Source organism: Arthrobacter sp. B1I2 (assembly GCF_030816485.1).
Lineage (GTDB): Bacteria > Actinomycetota > Actinomycetes > Actinomycetales > Micrococcaceae > Arthrobacter.
In genome coordinates this window covers 1,678,507-1,694,432 of record NZ_JAUSYC010000001.1, presented here as the reverse complement: position 1 = coordinate 1,694,432, position 15,926 = coordinate 1,678,507, and the positions used below count along the sequence as shown (strand labels likewise).

The following is a 15,926-nucleotide window of genomic DNA, read 5'->3' as shown; positions in this document are numbered from 1 at the left end:
AAATGCCCACTCATCCAACCATTGCATCGGCTTCGCCATGCCGCCCGAGTTCAGCCGGTTCGGCCAGGACTGCGAGAAGGCCGGCCGCGAGGCAGGTCCGCTCGAGCATGCCGTCAATGCTGATCCATTCATGCCGCGCGTGCGCGCCGTCGCCGACCGCGCCGAGCCCGTCGAGAACGGGAAGACCCAGTGCCGCTGCGAAGTTGCCGTCGCTGGCGCCGCCCACGGACGTTTCGGCGAGCGGGAATCCCAACAGGTCCGCCACCTGCTCTGCCTCTGCGAACAGCCGCGCGGTCTCCGGGGAACGGGCCATGACGGGCCGATTCCAGGCACCACTGACCTTCAAGCTGGCTTCGGGGCTGCGGGGGACCAAACCATCGAGGACCGAATCAATCCGCTGGACCTCAGCCTCGGATGACACCCGGACGTCGAGGTCTGCGACCGCGGAGCCGGCCTTGACGTTCGTCCGTGTCCCTCCATGGACCAGACCCACATTCAGAGTGGTTCCTTTGGCGAGGTCCGCTTCGGCGTGCAGCTGGAGGATTACGCGTGCTATCTCATCGATGGCGCTGGCGCCCACTTCGGGATCCAGCCCGGCGTGCGCTTCCTTGCCTGTGGCCCTGACCTGGAAGATGCCCACCCCTTTCCGCGCCGTCTTCAGCGCGCCGCCGGCGCTGGCTTCGAAGACGAGCACAGCGTCTCCACGGACTACTTCTGCTTCGATGACAGGTCGCGATGCGGGGCTTCCCACTTCCTCGTCCCCGTTCAGGACCAGCCTCACGTTGGGTCGGGGCAGCCCGAGTTCCTTGGCCGCGCGAAGGGCCCATACGAGTTGCACCAGGCCGCCCTTCATGTCAAAGGCGCCGGGGCCTGAGAAGCGGTCCCCCTCCACAAGCACGGGCCAGTCGCGGAGGGTCCCGGCGGACCACACGGTGTCATAGTGGCAGAGGGCGGTGATCCAGCCCTCGGCATCGCTCTCCGACGGATAATCCAGTACCAGGGAGTCGCCCCATGTGCCGCCGTCGACCAGCCGGCGGGAAGCCGGCTGGTCGATGCGTGCCTGAAGCCACTCCTCCACCCACGCGAGACCGGTCATAAGCAACGCTTTGTCATCAGAGGGGGTTTCCTGGGAAACGTAGGCGGCCAGGTCCCCAATCATGTCCTCCCGCTTCCGTGAAATCCACGATGGCAGGTCTTGAAGGGTGTTCATCGCGCGATGGCCTTACGGTCGAGGGCAAAAAGGTGTTCTTCAGCCATTGGGATGGATCCGGTTTCGAGTTGCCGGATGGCCGATACAAGTTCCTCGATGAGGGGCAGCTTCAGTCCGTGCTTCGCGGCCAAATCGATGACCGGCCCGTACTGGGTGGGAACCTCGGTGGGACGCTTCCGCACGGCGATGTCCCGCCAGATGCCTGAACGGGTCTTGGTCTGCGTGGACAGCCACTTAATGAGGTCGTCAGTGGCCTCTGAGTTCTTAAGGGGATCGGCCCCGCGAACGTAGCTGGCAGGGTCGAAGGCGTCGAATCCCTCAAGGCTGATGCCCTCGGCTGCTGCAACATCGAAGACTTCCGCGGCCAGTTCGTTCATGGCAGGCCGGTGCCGGTCGATCAGCTCGCTCATGTCGGCGTCCGCCAGCGCGGTGGCCGTGAGCATTGCACCGAAGCCGAGCTTGGCCCAAAGGAAACCGGCGACGTTGCCAGTCACGGTGGGGGAACCCCAATGGCGAAGGTCGTGGGCCAACTGCCGTACCCGGTCGCTTGTCCCGCCCGAGTATTCGCCCAGCGCCATCGCCCCGCTGCCGCCGTCGTTAATGACGCCCGGTTCCAGTACGTCGGCAAAGAGATCGACAAAGGCAATGACAGTGCGGTCGGCGCCAACGTGCGCGGCGATGGTTGCCTCATTGAGGCCGTTCTGCATGGACGCCACATATCCATCGCTGCCGAGCCTGGGAGCTATCCAGGCAGCAGCGCTGTCGGTCGCCTGGGCCTTGACCGCCAGGAGGACACGGTCCAGGCGGTCAGGGGCGTCGTCGAGGCCGTACACCGGTACGTCCGCCACCATTACTCCCGAAGGAGTCTTGATCTGCAGGCCATTCTTGCGAATGGCTGCGACGTGATGGACATCGGCGTCAACCAGCTGGACCGGGACCCCCTGCGCGTGCAGGTGCGCGGCTAAGGTGCCGCCGATCGCACCGGCGCCTACTACTGTGTACGTACTATCCGTCATGGCTTCCTATCAAGTCGTTGTCCTCGCGGCGGGTCGCTTTGTTCGTGGCCCAGTGGAGGGGAAGGTTCATTGCGCCGGCCGACGAGCCGCCATCGACGCGCAGGGTTTCACCCGTGATCCAATCGGCTTCGGCTCCGGCCAGCCAGACGACGGCGCGGGCAATGTCGTCGGGCTCTCCGCGGCGTCCCAAGGGGTTGCCCGAGACGGCGGCGGCGTATTCCTCCGTCACCGGATTGGCGCTGCTGTTCACCGTCACGAAGCCTGGGGCGACGGCGTTCACACGAATGCCGTACTGCCCGAGCTCCAGGGCGGAGGCACGCGTCGCCATTTCCAAGGCAGCTTTGGACGTGGAGTAGGGGGCGGCTCCGGGACGGGCGCGAAGGGCAGCGCCCGAGGAGATATTGACGACGCTGGCGTGCCGTCCTGCTTCGATGGCCCGCTGTGCCAAAGCCACCGTCGCCAACAAGGGGGCCCTGGCGTTGAGGTTTTGCACCGCATCCCATGTGTCAGCGTCCAGGGCCAGGAAGGGGGTGGCCGGGTAGATTCCGGCCGAGTTGACCAGCACATCCACGGGAGCGGTGGCCCACGATTCGGCGAGCATCTCCTCGGGGCCCGTAGGAGTTGCCAGGTCCACTGCCAGGGTGTTTACGTCCTCAGCGCCGGCTTCCTTGCATGCTTTAGCCGTTGAGGCCAAGGAGGCGGCATCGATATCCACCAGCGTGAGCCGGTAGCCGAGTCCTGCAAACCTGTTTGCGACCTGCCGGCCAATGCCGCTTCCCGCTCCAGTGATGACTGCATGCGGGCTCAATCGAGGACCTTGCCTTTGGTCTCCGGCATGGTCATGTACACCGTCACACCGATGGCGGCCGCCACTGCACAGTAGAGCCATACGAACCCGCCGAATCCGCTGGTGTTCATCCAGGTGGTGATGTACGGCGCAGTTCCGCCAAATATTGCCACGGCGAGCGCATAGGGCAGCCCGATCCCGGTTGCCCGCACTTCAGCCGGGAACTGCTCGGCCATGATCACGGCGCAGTTTGCCGAATAGCCCAGGAGCAGGACGATACCGATGACTTCAATGAGCAACAGCATCCAGAAGTTGCCGTTGAGCAGGGCGAAGGCAGGCCAGGAAAAGAGCAGGAAGCCACCTGCGAAAGCGGTCATCGTAGGTTTGCGGCCGATCTTGTCCGAGAGGAGTCCGGCGAACGGCAGGAGGACAAGGAACAGGCCAACAGCGATGAAGTTCGCGAGCAGGGCCTGGCTCAGGGGGATTCCGGTCGCCACGGCCGCATAGGTAGGCATGTAGGAGACCCACATGTAGTAGAGCAGTGTGCCGGCAATCGTGACGCCGAATACCCGCAGCGTGGCCGCAGGATGCTTCACGAACATGGTGAATACGGCGTTGCGGCGCTTTTCACCAGCCGTTTCTGAGAGGTTCTTCGCGTTGACGAACGACTCCGTTTCCTCGACAGAGGAGCGCAGCCACAGGCCCACCAGGCCCAAAAGTGCAGCTACGATGAACGCCAGCCGCCATCCCCAGTTGTCCAAGGCGTCCTTGGACAGCGTGCTGGTGATGATCGCCCCCATGCCGGAGGCGAGCAGAACTCCGGCTCCGACTGACACCTGCTGCCAGGAGCCAGCGAAGGCGCGGCGGCGGGGCGCGGCGGATTCGACCAGGAATGCCGAGGAGGAACCGAACTCGCCTCCCGCTGCGAAGCCCTGGACCATGCGGGCCACCACGAGGACGACCGGCGAGAGGAGCCCCACGGCTTCATACGTGGGCGCGAGACCGATCAACGCAGTGGCTCCGGCCATCAGGCCAATGGTCAGGACCAGGCCTTTCTTCCGTCCGTGCCGGTCTGCATATGCGCCCATGAGCGCCGCACCAACGGGCCGCATGACGAATCCCACTGCGAAGATGGCGAGCGTCGCCAGGAGGGCAGCGATGGGATCGCCCTTGGGAAAGAAATGATGGGCAAAAATCGACGAAAAGGTGGTGTAGACGGCCCAGTCCACCCATTCAACGGCGTTGCCGATGCTCCCCGCGACGATCGCTTTGCGTCCCTGAGGGGAAAGTTTGGTTTCGTGGACTCCGGCCACGTTCAGTTGTTGTGTCATGAGACAGACGTCCTCGTTGTGAGTCGGGAGGCAACGTGGGTTGCCAGTTCTGCGTGGGTGGTGATCCACACGTCGTTGTGGGATCGGATGTGGTCCATGAGCTCCGCCAGGACCATCAGCCGTGAACGGTGGCCGATGATGTGCGGGTGCATGGTGAGCTGGAAGACTCCGCCCTCGGCATAGGCTGCGTCGAACTCGTCCTTCCAGATCTGGAGGAGCTGGCGGGGCGGCATGTAGGGACGAAGGCCGGTGAAGCGGTCCATCATCAGGTAGGGCGCGTCATCCCGGATCCATTCCACCGGGATCTCCACAATCCCGGTAGGCGTACCGTCAGCGAGCAGTTCATAGGGTTCGTCGTCCGCCATGAGCGATGAGTCGTAAAGGAACCCAAGCTCACGGATGACATCGAGGGTGGACGCGGAGAAGTCCCAGGATGGGGTCCTGATGCCAACCGGGCGGGTTCCGGCCTGGCGCTCCAGCACGTCCGTTGCCCGCCCAAGCAAATCCAGTTCCTGCTCATGGCTCAGCAGGGTGTTCCGTTCGTGGATCCACCCATGCACGGCCACTTCGTGCCCCTGTTCCACATAGGTGGGTACTTCATCGGGACGGAGAAGCGCGCATACTGCGGGGATATAGAAGGACGCGGGAGCCTCGTAGCGGCGGAGGAGTTCCAGGATCCGCGGTACTCCCGCCCGTGCTCCGTACTCCCCCTGCGCCATCCGCCCCGGTGAGGTCTCGCCGTCACGCAGTGACGGAGTCTCATGGTCGGAGTCGAAGGACAACAGGACGGCCGCTGCGGCACCGCCCTTCCAGCGCAGGGCCGGGTCCGGGTGGACAAGGGACTGGCCGGCACGGACCTTGTTCACGTGCGCTCGCCACTCCTGTTCGGGCCATTGCCACGACGGGGCGTTGTTCACAGTGTGCTCCTTTTCATTTCTTAGGTGCTGACGGTCCGGCTACCGCGAAAAGGGGCCGATTCAGTCTTTGGCATGGGAATTTTTGGAAAGTGATCCAGCTCTCATATACCAAGCTAGAGGAAATCAAAGGGAAGAACAAGGGCCGATGGGAAAATCGTTCAAAAAAAGCCCAGCAGATGGTTTTTTCTTTGTTCCAGATCGGCGCTGACGGGTAGTCTTGACGTAGTACAACGGGACCAACACAACGGCGGAGGCTCACCATTCCACTCATGGATGACACGGACCTGGACATCATTGCTGCCCTCCAGGTGGCGCCCCGTGTCCCGGCGAATGCCCTGGGCGAAATCCTGGGAGTACCCACCAGCACCATTACCCGTAGGCTCAACAGGCTTCAGAATGAGCGGCTCATGAAGGTGATCGGCAGATTTGCGTGGCCGTTGGTTCTCTCCGGAAACCCCCATCAGCTCTGGATCTGCTGTGAGCCGGGGCGCGCAGCAGAAGTGGCAGAAAAGCTCAAAGCCTTCCCCGAGATCCAGTTCGTCATGACCACTTCCGGCACCGGAGATGTCTATGCAGACCTGTTTCCCCTGCTCGGATCAGATATCAATGACCTCATCAGCAATCGGATTCCGTCATTGCCGGGCATCAGGTCGATCGAAACGCGGCTGGTCCTGGACTCCCGCCGGGTAGGCCAGAACTGGCGGTTCCAGCGATTGACGGATGAGCAGAAGGACGCGCTGGCAGCCCACGAGGTTCCCGCTAACCAGCCTGCCCTGGCATCAATGGACGAACTATCGGATCTGGAATTCGGCACGATGTGTGAGCTGGGACGCAACGCACGTGCATCTGCCGCGGAAGTGGCGCGCACCCTGAATGTCAGCAGTTCCTCCGCCTACCGGGCCATCCAGATGCTCCTGGGTACAGGGTCGATTTCGCCGCGCGTTGAGGTGGAGCCCTGCGCCGTCGGCTTTCCCCTCGCCGCCGTGGTCTCCCTGCAGGTCAAACCCAAATCAATTGCGGACGTGCTGGATCAGCTCAGCGGCCTCGAGTCTGCCCGCATGATCTCGATGGTCACCGGGCAGGCGCCGGTGGTCTTTCACGGAGTCTTCCGCGATCCCCGGAGCCTGGCGGATTTCATCACCGAAGACATCGGCGCGCTGCCCGGCATCCAGACCATGGACACAAGTGTGGCGCTGAACGTTAGGCGCCGCTACTGGATGGACCGGGACGGCGCATTCATCGGCGACCAGGTTGAAGGGCTGCTGCGGCGTTAGAACGTTCAGTGGCTCGCATGGCGAAGGCGGTCCAGTCACATTAATCCGCATTGCGGATCATGTCGCCGGGTTGCCCCGTTTGTCCGCGTTTGTCCTCCGGATGGCGTCATAAGTAGCGCCGTTTCCTAGCGTTTAGCGTCCGTTTCGTGATGCTGGCCAACGCCCTGCGGACCGTGCTTAGGTGATTGCACGGCACCGGCCACGCCGTATGCACCACCCCAAGCACCCAGCCAAGGCGCACCAGCCAGAAGCACGCGCACGCCGCCTCGCAGGCGGTCCCATCCACCTCCCACGCCCGCCCGGGCACACCGCCCGGGTGCCGTCGTACCCGGAATCTTCCCTGAAAGGAACACCATGTCCTTCCCAGCATCCCCGCCCCACTCCAGCCCCGGCAGCTCGACCTTCTCCCGCCGCCGTGCCCTGGGCGCACTCCTGGCGATTCCCGCCGTCGGACTGCTGTCTGCCTGCGGTGGTAGCGCCACCGCAGGCGGCGGGCGCATCAGTCAGGGCGCCCTGGAACCACTGGCTGCGTCGGTTCCTGCCGGAACCACCATCAAGGTGGGCGATCCCAGCATCAAGGTTGCGCTGGAACTGTCCGGCCTGGCCAAGGACCTGGACGGCTTCACGGTGGAGTTCGCCAACATTTCCGGCGGCCCGCAGACCACCGAGGCTTTCCGCGCCAACGCCCTGGACGTGGGCTCTGTGGCGGACATTCCGCCCATTCACGCCACCTGGACCGGACTGGATGTCCGCATCGTCGCGGCCGGCTACCGGCAGGACGCCGTGAACCATCCCATCTACGAGCTCGGCGTCGCCCCTGGGGCGGGCATCAGCCGGCTCGAGGAGCTGCGCGGCAAGAAGGTGGCCTACAGCCCGGGCCAGGCACAGGGCGCCCTGGTCCTGCGGATCCTGGACAAGGCCGGACTCAAGCAGGAGGACGTCAAACTCGTGGAGCTGCCCAGCACCGGGGACGCCTACGCCACGGCGCTGGCCAGCAGGCAGGTGGACGCCGCTCCGCTGGGCGGCGTGCAGATCAAGCGGTACCTGGCCAAGTACAAGGCCGACGGCGCCACCACCATCCGCCACGGGCTCCGGGACGATCCCAGCCTCCTCTACTCCCCCGCCAAAGTCCTCGCCGATCCCGCGAAAGCCGCCGCCCTTGCCAAGTACGTCGAGGTCTGGGGCAAGGCCCAGCGCTGGATCGAGGACCATCCCGCCGAGTGGCGGGAGGGCTACTACGTCAAGGACCAGGGCCTGTCCCGCGAGGATGGCCAGTACCTGATCGATGCCACGGGCAAGCGCGACCTGCCCACTGCCTGGACCGAGGCGATCGCCCGGCACCAGGAAACCATCGACCTCCTGGCCCGCGAGCAGAAGAAGCCTCAGTTGAAGGCAGCGGACCTGTACGACACCCGGTTTGAGGCCATCGCAGGCACCGCTTTCGCTTCCGCCCGAAAGGCGGGCGCAGCATGAGCGCGGTACTGGACCGTCCCCTGGCGGCGCCACACCAGGATCCTGCGCTTGCCGTCCGGGAGGACGTGCGGCCCACGGGCAGGAGGCTGGGGCCGGGACGACGGCGGCGGCTCGCCTGGGTGGGCCCGTCGGCTTTGCTGCTGCTGTGGACGGTCTCTTCCGCAACAGGGCTCCTGGACCCACGGATCCTGTCCGAACCCTGGACCGTGGTGGCCACCGCCGGTGAACTGATCGCCGACGGCCGGCTCCAGGAGAACCTTGCCGTTTCCGCCCAGCGCGCAAGCCTTGGGCTGTTCTTCGGCATCCTGGTGGGCGCGGCGCTGGCGCTCCTGTCCGGTCTGAGCCGGGCGGGCGAGGCCCTCATTGACGGGCCTGTGCAGATCAAGCGCGCCATCCCGGGCCTGGCCCTGATTCCGCTGCTGATCCTGTGGTTCGGCATTGACGAGACCATGAAGGTCCTCACCATCACCCTGGGCGTCTTTGTCCCGGTCTACCTGCAGACGCACGCGGGGCTGCGAGGGATCGACCTGCACTTCGTTGAACTGGCCCAGACCGTGGGCCTGACCCGGGCCGGCTTCATCCGCAAGGTGGTCCTCCCCGGCGCCCTGCCCGGCTTCTTCCTGGGACTGCGCTTCGCGGTCACCGGCGCCTGGGTGTCCCTGGTGGTGGTGGAGCAGATCAACGCCACCAGCGGCATCGGCTACATGATGGAGCTCGCCCGCACCTATGGCCAAACCAACATCATCGTCCTGGGCCTGGCCGTCTACGGCATCCTGGGCCTCCTCTCCGACGGCATTGTCCGCTTCATCGAACGAAAGGCCCTCTCATGGCAGCGCACCCTAGCGGGCTGACCGCCGTCGACACCCGTCCGGCCGGCGCCCCTGCAGGCTCCGCGGTCTCCGTTCGCGGCCTCATCCGCGGCTTCGGCCCCAAAGGCGTCCTGAACGGCGTGGACCTGGACATCGCGCCCGGCGAATTCGTTGCGCTGCTGGGCCCCAGCGGCTGCGGCAAAAGCACCCTGCTGCGCGCCCTGGCCGGGCTGGACCACGACGTCCAGGGCAGCGGCGTAATCAGCGTCCCGGACCGCGTCTCGGTGGTCTTCCAGGACTCGCGGCTCCTGCCCTGGGACACCGCGCTGGGCAATGTCACCCTGGGCGTTCAGGAGCAAGACGCATGCGCCCGGGCCCGCAAGGCCCTGGCCGAAGTGGGCCTGGCCGGACGTGAAAAAGCATGGCCGCACCAGCTTTCCGGCGGCGAACAGCAGCGCGTGGCGCTGGCCCGTTCCCTGGTCCGCGAACCCCAGCTGCTGCTGGCCGACGAGCCCTTCGGTGCCCTGGACGCGCTGACCCGGATCAGGATGCACGGGCTGCTCCAGGACCTGGTGGCCGTGCACCGCCCCGCCGTCCTGCTGGTCACGCACGATGTGGACGAGGCCATCGCGCTGTCGGACCGGATCGTGGTCCTGGATCAAGGCCGCATCGCCACCGTCCGCCCGGTGTCGCCGGACATCCGCTCTTCCGCTGATGCCGCCGGGCATGAAGCCCTCCGCCGCGACCTGCTCACCGCGCTGGGCGTCGAGCCCGTGCCCAATACCGAACCGGCCGCCGTCGGCCACTAATTTCCAACTTTCCAAGGAGCACGCCATGACGTCTGAAAATCCCCGCCAACTGCACCTGAATGCCTTCCTTATGAGCACCGGCCACCACGAAGCCTCGTGGCGGTTGCCGGAGAGCGATCCGCAGGCCAGCACCAATGTTGAGCATTACAAGCAGCTGGCCCGCGCCGCCGAGCGCGGCAAGCTGGACTCCATTTTCTTCGCCGACTCCCCCGTCCTGTTCGGCGAGGTGGGCCGCCGCCCGGCCGGCAAGCTCGAGCCCACCGTGCTTCTCACGGCGATCGCCGGCGCCACGGAACGGATCGGGCTGATCGCCACCGCGTCCACCACCTACAACGAACCGTTCAACCTGGCCCGCCGCTTCGCCTCCGTGGACTGGGCGAGCGGGGGCCGGGCGGGCTGGAACGTGGTGACCACCGCGGGCCCCGACGCGGCCCGCAACTTCGGTGTGGACGACCAGCCCGCCCACGCCGTCCGGTACGAACGTGCCGCCGAGTTCATCGAGGTGGCGCAGAAGCTGTGGGACAGCTGGCAGGACGACGCGGTGCTGGCGGACAAGGCGGAAGGTGTGTGGGGCGACTCTGGGAAAATCCGTGTGATTGACCACGAAGGCAAGCACTTCAAGGTCCGCGGCCCACTCAACGTGCCCCGTTCGCCGCAGGGGCACCCGCTGATCGTCCAGGCCGGTTCGTCCGAGGACGGCAAGGACCTGGCGGCCCGGTACGCGGACGCCGTGTTCACCGCGCACCAGACCCTCGCCGACGCGCAGGAGTTCTACCGTGACCTCAAGGCACGGACCGCGGCTGCGGGCCGGGACCCTGAGAGCATCAAGATCCTGCCTGGCATCGTTCCCGTCATCGGTGCCACGGTGGAGGAAGCCCTGGAGCTGGAGCGGGAACTGGACCGGCTGATCAAGCCCGAGTACGCCCGGATCCAGCTGGCCAAAACCCTGCGCGTGGACCCGGAGGACCTGCCACTGGACCGCCAGCTGCCGGCGGACCTGCCCAGCGAGGACGAGATCGAGGGCGCCAAGAGCCGCTACACCCTGATCGTGCAGCTGGCCCGCCGGGAGAAGCTCACCGTGCGCCAGCTGATCGGCCGCCTAGGCGGCGGCCGCGGGCACCGCACCTTCACCGGAACGCCGGTCCAGGTAGCGGACGCCATCCAGGAATGGTTCGACGGCGGCGCGGCGGACGGTTTCAACATCATGCCGCCGGTGCTCCCGTCCGGGCTGGAAACCTTTGTCGATCAGGTGGTGCCCATCCTGCAGGAGCGCGGCCTGTTCCGCACCGACTACACCGGCCGGACGCTGCGGGAGCACTACGGCCTGCCACGGCCGGCCAACCAGTACGCGCATGGCGCGGCCGGGCTCGCCGGAGTGGGCCACTGAAATTGAGTGATAGAAGAGGGCTCCGGGAGGGTACTCCCTAGACTGGCAGATGAACGTTTAAGCCAGGACCAGCAGAAGGAGCTGAAAGATGAGTGGAGTTGTGGTTGTAGGTGTGGATGCCAGCCCGTCGGCACGGAAGGCTGCGGAAGTAGCCCTGGGCCTGGCGGAGTCGCTGGGCGCCTCGCTTCATGTGGTGACCGCCTTTGAAAGCGAAACGTCCGAAACCTTCGGTGTGGGCTCGGACAAGGTGAGGATCTCCAACGCCGACAGTTCGGAGATGGTGGCGGAAGATCTGGGCAAGTCCCGGCCGGGAGTGGAGGTCACCCACTTCGCGGCCCGCGGCAAGCCCGCCGATTCCCTCATCAAGGAAGCTATCCGCCTGGACGCCCGGCTGATCGTGGTGGGTAACCGCAGGATGCGCGGCATCGGCCGGCTCCTGGGCAGCGTCGCCAACAGCGTGGCGCACAATGCGCCGTGCGATGTATACATCGCGAACACCTACGACGACTGACCCCTCCCGAGTTTTTGGGCAGATACCGCGGGCAAAATAGCCTTTAAGTGCCGGTATCTGCCCAAAAACTCCAGGGGCGGAGCGGAATTAGGCCCCGTACTCCTCGTCGGTCACGTGATCGAGCCAGGTGACCACCTGTCCGTTCCCGTCGGCTTCATGCATGGCGACATGCGCCATGAACCGCTCCGGGGTTGCCCCGTGCCAGTGCTCCTCACCAGGCTCGATGTAAACCACATCGCCGGGTCGGATCTCCTGGACCTCCCCGCCCCGCCGGGCCACCAGCCCTATCCCGTCTGTGACGTAGAGGGTCTGGCCCTTGGGGTGGTGGTGCCAGGCGGTGCGGGCACCGGGGGCGAACCGGACGTGCGCGCAGCCGATGGCTGACTGCTCGTCAGGGTTCCGGATCCCGTCGATCTGCACCGTTCCGGTGAACCATTCCTGCGGCCCGGCTGCTGTCTGGCCGCCGCTCTTTGCGTACTTCATAATTTCCTCCTGGTAGGTCGGTTACGTGGTCTGGTGGGCCGTGGCCCGGGATGTCAGGAATGACAGGACCGCGGCGATGGAAAGAATGGCCGCGGCCGCCAGGAAAGTGGACCGGTAGCCAGCGGAGTCGAACAGCACGCCACCGAGCGTCGACCCGATGGCGATGGACGTCTGGACAACGGCGACCATCAGGCCGCCGCCGGCTTCGGCGTCGTGTGGCATGGCCTCCGCCACCCAGCTCCACCAGCCGACGGGTGCGGCCGTGGACATCAGACCCCACAGTCCCAACAGAACCACGACGGCGACGATCCAGCCGCCGGCGGGAACGAGCGCTGCGGCAATGACCGCCATGAGCACCGGAATGATGACCAGTGTCCGGTAAAGGCTCTTCCCAAGGAACCGGCCAATCAGCAGCGTCCCCACAAAACCTGCCGCGCCGATCACCAGCAAAACCAGGGACACCGTGGCAACGTCGACGCGGGTCACGGTCTCCAGGAACGGGCGGATGTAGGTGAACAGGACAAACTGGCCCATGAAGAAGGAGCCACACGCAGCCATTCCCCAGGCGACAGGCCGGCTCTTAAGCCCGGCGAAAATCCCGAAGACGTTGCCGGATGGCCGCTTCTCCACCTTCATGGACGGCAGGCTGATCCACTGCCAGACCAGGGCAAGCACCGCCACCGGCACCAGGCAAAAGAACGCGCCGCGCCAGCCGATGACGGCGCCAAGGTAGCTTCCCAGGGGTGCAGCCACGACCGTGGCGAGGGCATTGCCGCCATTGAAGATCGCCAGGGCCCGCGGCACCTGGTGCGCCGGCACCAGCCTCATGGCGGTGGCTGCCGACATGGACCAGAAGCCGCCAATGACCACACCGATGAGGGCGCGGCCGACCATGAACAGCAAGTATCCGGGTGCGGTGGCCACCAGCGCCCCGGAGACCGCCATCAGCGCCGTCAGGCCCAGCAGGAGTGTCCTGCGGTTCATGCTGCCGGCCAGGGTGGAGACCGACAGGCTGGTCAGGACGGCGAAGACGCCGGAAATCGCGATGCCCTGCCCAATCATTCCCTCAGAGACCTGGAGTTCGGAGGCCATCGGAGTGAGCAGGCTGACAGGCATGAACTCGGAGGCGATCAGGGCGAAGACACACAGGGACATGGCAAAGACGCCGCCCCAGTTGGCCGGATTCCGTTCGGGGGCGCCGGATCTTTGTTGCTGGCTGGTGTTGATGACAGTGGTTTCGGAGGCCATAACCTCCATCAAAGCGCGCTCCCGAAGCCCTAGCGAGGGCCCTGTTGAAACGGGTTTTGCCAGACCCCCCTTACCGCAGCGCGGCGGATGACGGAACCTTCCGCCGTCGTCCGTTGTCCTTCTCCGGCGGCAGCGGCTTGTAGACCCACGCCACCAGCACGACGGAGATGATCATCAGCAGGAACCAGGCCACCAGTTTCTCCAGGCCCACCGGGTGCCAGCCGTCCACCTGGCTGGGGTAGAGCCAGGCCCCGGACCAGGTGGCGATGTTCTCGGCGAGCCAGATGAACAGCGCCACCAGCAGGAAAGAGACAACCAGGGGCATCCGGAACTGGCGGCGGAACACGCGGAAGTGCATCACGCAGTGGCCATAGACAATGACGACGGCGGCGAGCAGCACCCAGCGCAGGTCCCAGATGTAGTGGTGGGTGAAGAAGTTGGCGTAGATGGCGGCGGCGAGGATCGCGGTGATCCAGCGGCGCGGGTAGGCGGCGAACCTGAGGTCGAACAGCCGGTAGACACGCACCATGTACGAGCCCACGGCGGCATACATGAACCCGCTGAAGAGCGGAACGGCGCCGATGCGCAGGAAGCCTTCGGCATCGTAGGACCAGGAACCCATATCCGTCTTGAACAGCTCCATGACGGTCCCCACCAGGTGGAACAGCACGATGACCCGCAGTTCCCGCAGGGTCTCCAGCTTGAACACCACCATCAGGATTTGGATGACGACGGCGGCGATCGTCAGGAAGTCGTTGCGCGCCAGCCCGGCGGTGTCCGGGTACCAGAGCCTGGCCGCCATGAGCACGGCCAGCAGGGCCGCGCCGAAGATGCAGGCCCAGCCCTGTTTGAGGCCAAAGACGACGAACTCGGTGAGTTTTGCCTTGCCGCCGCCAGCCGCTGCGGTGGCCAGGAAGCGGCGCGCGCGCTCGTCGATCCGCTGCTCCAGCGGGGTGGAACTACGCACGGGACCCCTGTTGCTGCAGGTTTTGCGGGCTCCTGCGAAGGTCTTTTTCAAGTTCGGCCAGGCAGTAGTCCTTGAACCAGTGCCTGATGCGTTGCGGCAGGACCGGATAGGCCACGGCAAGGACACGCCACGTCCGGTCGAACCGGCGCTGGTGGCGGTCACTCCAGGGAAGGCCGAAATCCTTCCGCACGTGGTCGGGAAGGAGCCCGGCCGTGAGAAACCTCGCAGTCGGCATGACAGCGCGGTACCAAAGAGCAGTGTGCCTGGGGAACAGCAGGCCGCGTCCAACACGCACGCCTTCTTCCTCGGCATGGAGGGAGGAAAGCTGCTCCTCCCAGTACCGGCCGAAAGCTGCCCGGTCCTTGGGCCACATGTGCACTGGAACCTGCAGTGCGGTGCCGATGCGTGCGTAGTCCTGGTACATGGCGTCGGCGGCATCGCCGTCGAGCGGGCCGTGGATCTTCTCGACGATGGTGAGCGCGGTGTCGTAGAGCGTTGCTGCCACCCAGAGCTGCAACGCAGGGTCGTAGGCGTTGTAGCCGGCAGAAGATTCATCCGCGGTGCGGCGCACCGGCACGTGCGCCTGGTTGACCCTCCGGCGGACTTCCCTCACCTGTTCCTCGGTTCCGTACACGATGCCGTAGACGTAGGTGAGCGTGCCCTTGAGCCGGTTCACAGGGCGCCGGGTGAACGTGCTGTGGGCCGCTACCCCGCGGCCGATGGCCGGGTTGGCAAGCTGCAGCAGGATGGCCCGTCCTGCCCCGGCGAGCAGGATGCCTTCAGCCCGGTAATCGGCAACTCCCTGCACCATGTGAAAAGGGTACCGGAGGGGTGTGACAGCAGGTGGGGCCTTTCGTCCCGTTGTGCTGGCCGCCCGGCTGCCTTGTCGCTTAGCCCGCCGGCCGCAGCGACGTGATCATCTTCTTGATGTCCGCGTACTCGGCCGTGTCCCGGTACTTCCGGGCGAGTTCCAGATAGGGCAATGACGGGTCGCCGGGTGTTGCGTTGTTGTCCGGGTCGTAGGAGGCTCCAAACATGGCAGCGTTCGGCGGCCACCGGAAAAACTGGAAGATGGGGCAGGCGTCAGGCCCGCTTGCCGCGGGGCCGGAGGTGATGCCGTAGCCGGCCGCGGGGGTACTGTACAAGCCCGGCGTCGCGGCGTTTCCGCGGGTTTCGAAAACGAACTGTGGCACCACGCCGCCCTGGACCAGTACCGGGATGCCCGCGCTGTCCAGCACTTCGTACGGGTACCTCTCGGTGCAGGTGGACCCGGTGGCCATGTTGGTCCTAAGCGTCGCCATCACCTTCCCGGCCTGGTTCCGTACCTCGGCGAAAGCCCCGCCACCCTCGGCTAACTCCCCTGCCGGATCCTTGACGTGCCAGGCGGCAGGAAGGTCGAACGCCATGGTGCCATCCGCCGTCGTAAACGTGGTCCACTCCGCCGCGGCGGTGCTGGTGGCGGAATTACCGGGCCCGGCTGAAGGTGAGGAAGGAACGTTCGACGGCGTTGGTGCGGCGGGCGTGCCGGTCGCCGCCGCTGACGTCCCGGCAGTGCCCGCCGCGGAGGACGGGGGCTGGGAACTTCCCGGCTGCGGCGAACAGCCGGCCAGGAACAGAATTGCCAGGGACGCTGCCTGAAGCGACTTGATGGACCTGCGCACCACATCCTCCTTGGGCCTGGTGATGACCCTTCAAATGTGGCGC

17 protein-coding genes are annotated in these 15,926 nt (G+C 65.6%); 7 read left to right on the top strand and 10 right to left on the bottom strand.

What is annotated here, in order from left to right:
* Positions 1 to 10: 10 nt before the first annotated feature.
* Genes QFZ57_RS07860 through QFZ57_RS07840 form a run of 5 tightly spaced genes read right to left on the bottom strand, consistent with a single transcriptional unit; the run spans position 11 to position 5,261 of the window.
* On the bottom strand, positions 11 to 1,210 hold the full coding sequence (locus QFZ57_RS07860; RefSeq protein ID WP_306899315.1) for a M20 family metallopeptidase: 1,200 nt from the start codon (positions 1,208 to 1,210) through the stop codon (positions 11 to 13).
* Entirely contained in the window at positions 1,207 to 2,226 is a 1,020-nt protein-coding gene (locus tag QFZ57_RS07855; protein WP_306629891.1) for a ketopantoate reductase family protein, read from the bottom strand. Before QFZ57_RS07855 ends, QFZ57_RS07860 begins: the two co-directional genes overlap by 4 nt.
* Positions 2,216 to 3,034 (bottom strand): SDR family NAD(P)-dependent oxidoreductase, encoded by an 819-nt coding sequence (locus QFZ57_RS07850; RefSeq protein ID WP_306899312.1) that lies wholly within the window; start codon positions 3,032 to 3,034, stop codon positions 2,216 to 2,218. The genes QFZ57_RS07855 and QFZ57_RS07850 overlap by 11 nt, the downstream gene beginning before the upstream one ends.
* Positions 3,031 to 4,344, bottom strand: coding sequence for an MFS transporter (locus tag QFZ57_RS07845; RefSeq protein WP_306899309.1), 1,314 nt, complete (start codon positions 4,342 to 4,344; stop codon positions 3,031 to 3,033). Before QFZ57_RS07845 ends, QFZ57_RS07850 begins: the two co-directional genes overlap by 4 nt.
* A complete protein-coding gene (locus QFZ57_RS07840; RefSeq protein WP_306629888.1) occupies positions 4,341 to 5,261 on the bottom strand; it encodes a polysaccharide deacetylase family protein in 921 nt (306 codons plus the stop codon). Before QFZ57_RS07840 ends, QFZ57_RS07845 begins: the two co-directional genes overlap by 4 nt.
* A gap of 269 nt (positions 5,262 to 5,530) precedes the next feature.
* Here QFZ57_RS07840 and QFZ57_RS07835 point away from each other — a divergent pair, with 269 nt between their 5' ends.
* From QFZ57_RS07835 to QFZ57_RS07810, 6 genes are all read left to right on the top strand, one after another.
* Positions 5,531 to 6,535, top strand: coding sequence for an Lrp/AsnC family transcriptional regulator (locus QFZ57_RS07835; protein ID WP_306629887.1), 1,005 nt, complete (start codon positions 5,531 to 5,533; stop codon positions 6,533 to 6,535).
* Between the two features lie 354 nt (positions 6,536 to 6,889).
* Positions 6,890 to 8,008 carry an ABC transporter substrate-binding protein gene (locus tag QFZ57_RS07830; protein WP_306899305.1) on the top strand — a complete coding sequence of 373 codons (1,119 nt, stop codon included), beginning with the start codon at positions 6,890 to 6,892 and terminating at the stop codon, positions 8,006 to 8,008.
* Complete coding sequence (locus tag QFZ57_RS07825) at positions 8,005 to 8,859, top strand: ABC transporter permease (RefSeq protein WP_306899303.1); 855 nt, start codon at positions 8,005 to 8,007, stop codon at positions 8,857 to 8,859. The genes QFZ57_RS07830 and QFZ57_RS07825 overlap by 4 nt, the downstream gene beginning before the upstream one ends.
* The gene (locus QFZ57_RS07820; RefSeq protein ID WP_306899301.1) at positions 8,835 to 9,626 is read left to right on the top strand and encodes an ABC transporter ATP-binding protein; all 792 of its coding nucleotides are present in this window, start codon (positions 8,835 to 8,837) and stop codon (positions 9,624 to 9,626) included. The genes QFZ57_RS07825 and QFZ57_RS07820 overlap by 25 nt, the downstream gene beginning before the upstream one ends.
* A 25-nt stretch (positions 9,627 to 9,651) precedes the next feature.
* Positions 9,652 to 11,013 (top strand): LLM class flavin-dependent oxidoreductase, encoded by a 1,362-nt coding sequence (locus tag QFZ57_RS07815; protein WP_306629883.1) that lies wholly within the window; start codon positions 9,652 to 9,654, stop codon positions 11,011 to 11,013.
* 88 nt (positions 11,014 to 11,101) lie between these two features.
* Complete coding sequence (locus QFZ57_RS07810) at positions 11,102 to 11,524, top strand: universal stress protein (protein ID WP_306899299.1); 423 nt, start codon at positions 11,102 to 11,104, stop codon at positions 11,522 to 11,524.
* Positions 11,525 to 11,611: 87 nt separating this feature from the next.
* Here QFZ57_RS07810 and QFZ57_RS07805 read toward each other — a convergent pair whose 3' ends face one another.
* From QFZ57_RS07805 to QFZ57_RS07785, 5 genes are all read right to left on the bottom strand, one after another.
* Positions 11,612 to 12,007 (bottom strand): (R)-mandelonitrile lyase, encoded by a 396-nt coding sequence (locus QFZ57_RS07805; protein WP_306629881.1) that lies wholly within the window; start codon positions 12,005 to 12,007, stop codon positions 11,612 to 11,614.
* 21 nt (positions 12,008 to 12,028) lie between these two features.
* Positions 12,029 to 13,255, bottom strand: a complete 1,227-nt coding sequence (locus tag QFZ57_RS07800) for an MFS transporter (protein ID WP_306899297.1) — start codon at positions 13,253 to 13,255, stop codon at positions 12,029 to 12,031.
* A 70-nt stretch (positions 13,256 to 13,325) separates the two neighbouring features.
* Positions 13,326 to 14,222 (bottom strand): DUF817 domain-containing protein, encoded by an 897-nt coding sequence (locus QFZ57_RS07795; RefSeq protein ID WP_306899295.1) that lies wholly within the window; start codon positions 14,220 to 14,222, stop codon positions 13,326 to 13,328.
* Positions 14,215 to 15,033, bottom strand: coding sequence for an oxygenase MpaB family protein (locus QFZ57_RS07790; protein ID WP_306899293.1), 819 nt, complete (start codon positions 15,031 to 15,033; stop codon positions 14,215 to 14,217). Before QFZ57_RS07790 ends, QFZ57_RS07795 begins: the two co-directional genes overlap by 8 nt.
* Before the next feature lie 79 nt (positions 15,034 to 15,112).
* Positions 15,113 to 15,628, bottom strand: coding sequence for a hypothetical protein (locus QFZ57_RS07785; protein WP_306629877.1), 516 nt, complete (start codon positions 15,626 to 15,628; stop codon positions 15,113 to 15,115).
* Here QFZ57_RS07785 and QFZ57_RS07780 point away from each other — a divergent pair.
* A complete protein-coding gene (locus QFZ57_RS07780) occupies positions 15,627 to 15,860 on the top strand; it encodes a hypothetical protein (RefSeq protein WP_306629876.1) in 234 nt (77 codons plus the stop codon). The genes QFZ57_RS07785 and QFZ57_RS07780 overlap by 2 nt on opposite strands.
* Positions 15,861 to 15,926 lie beyond the last annotated feature (66 nt).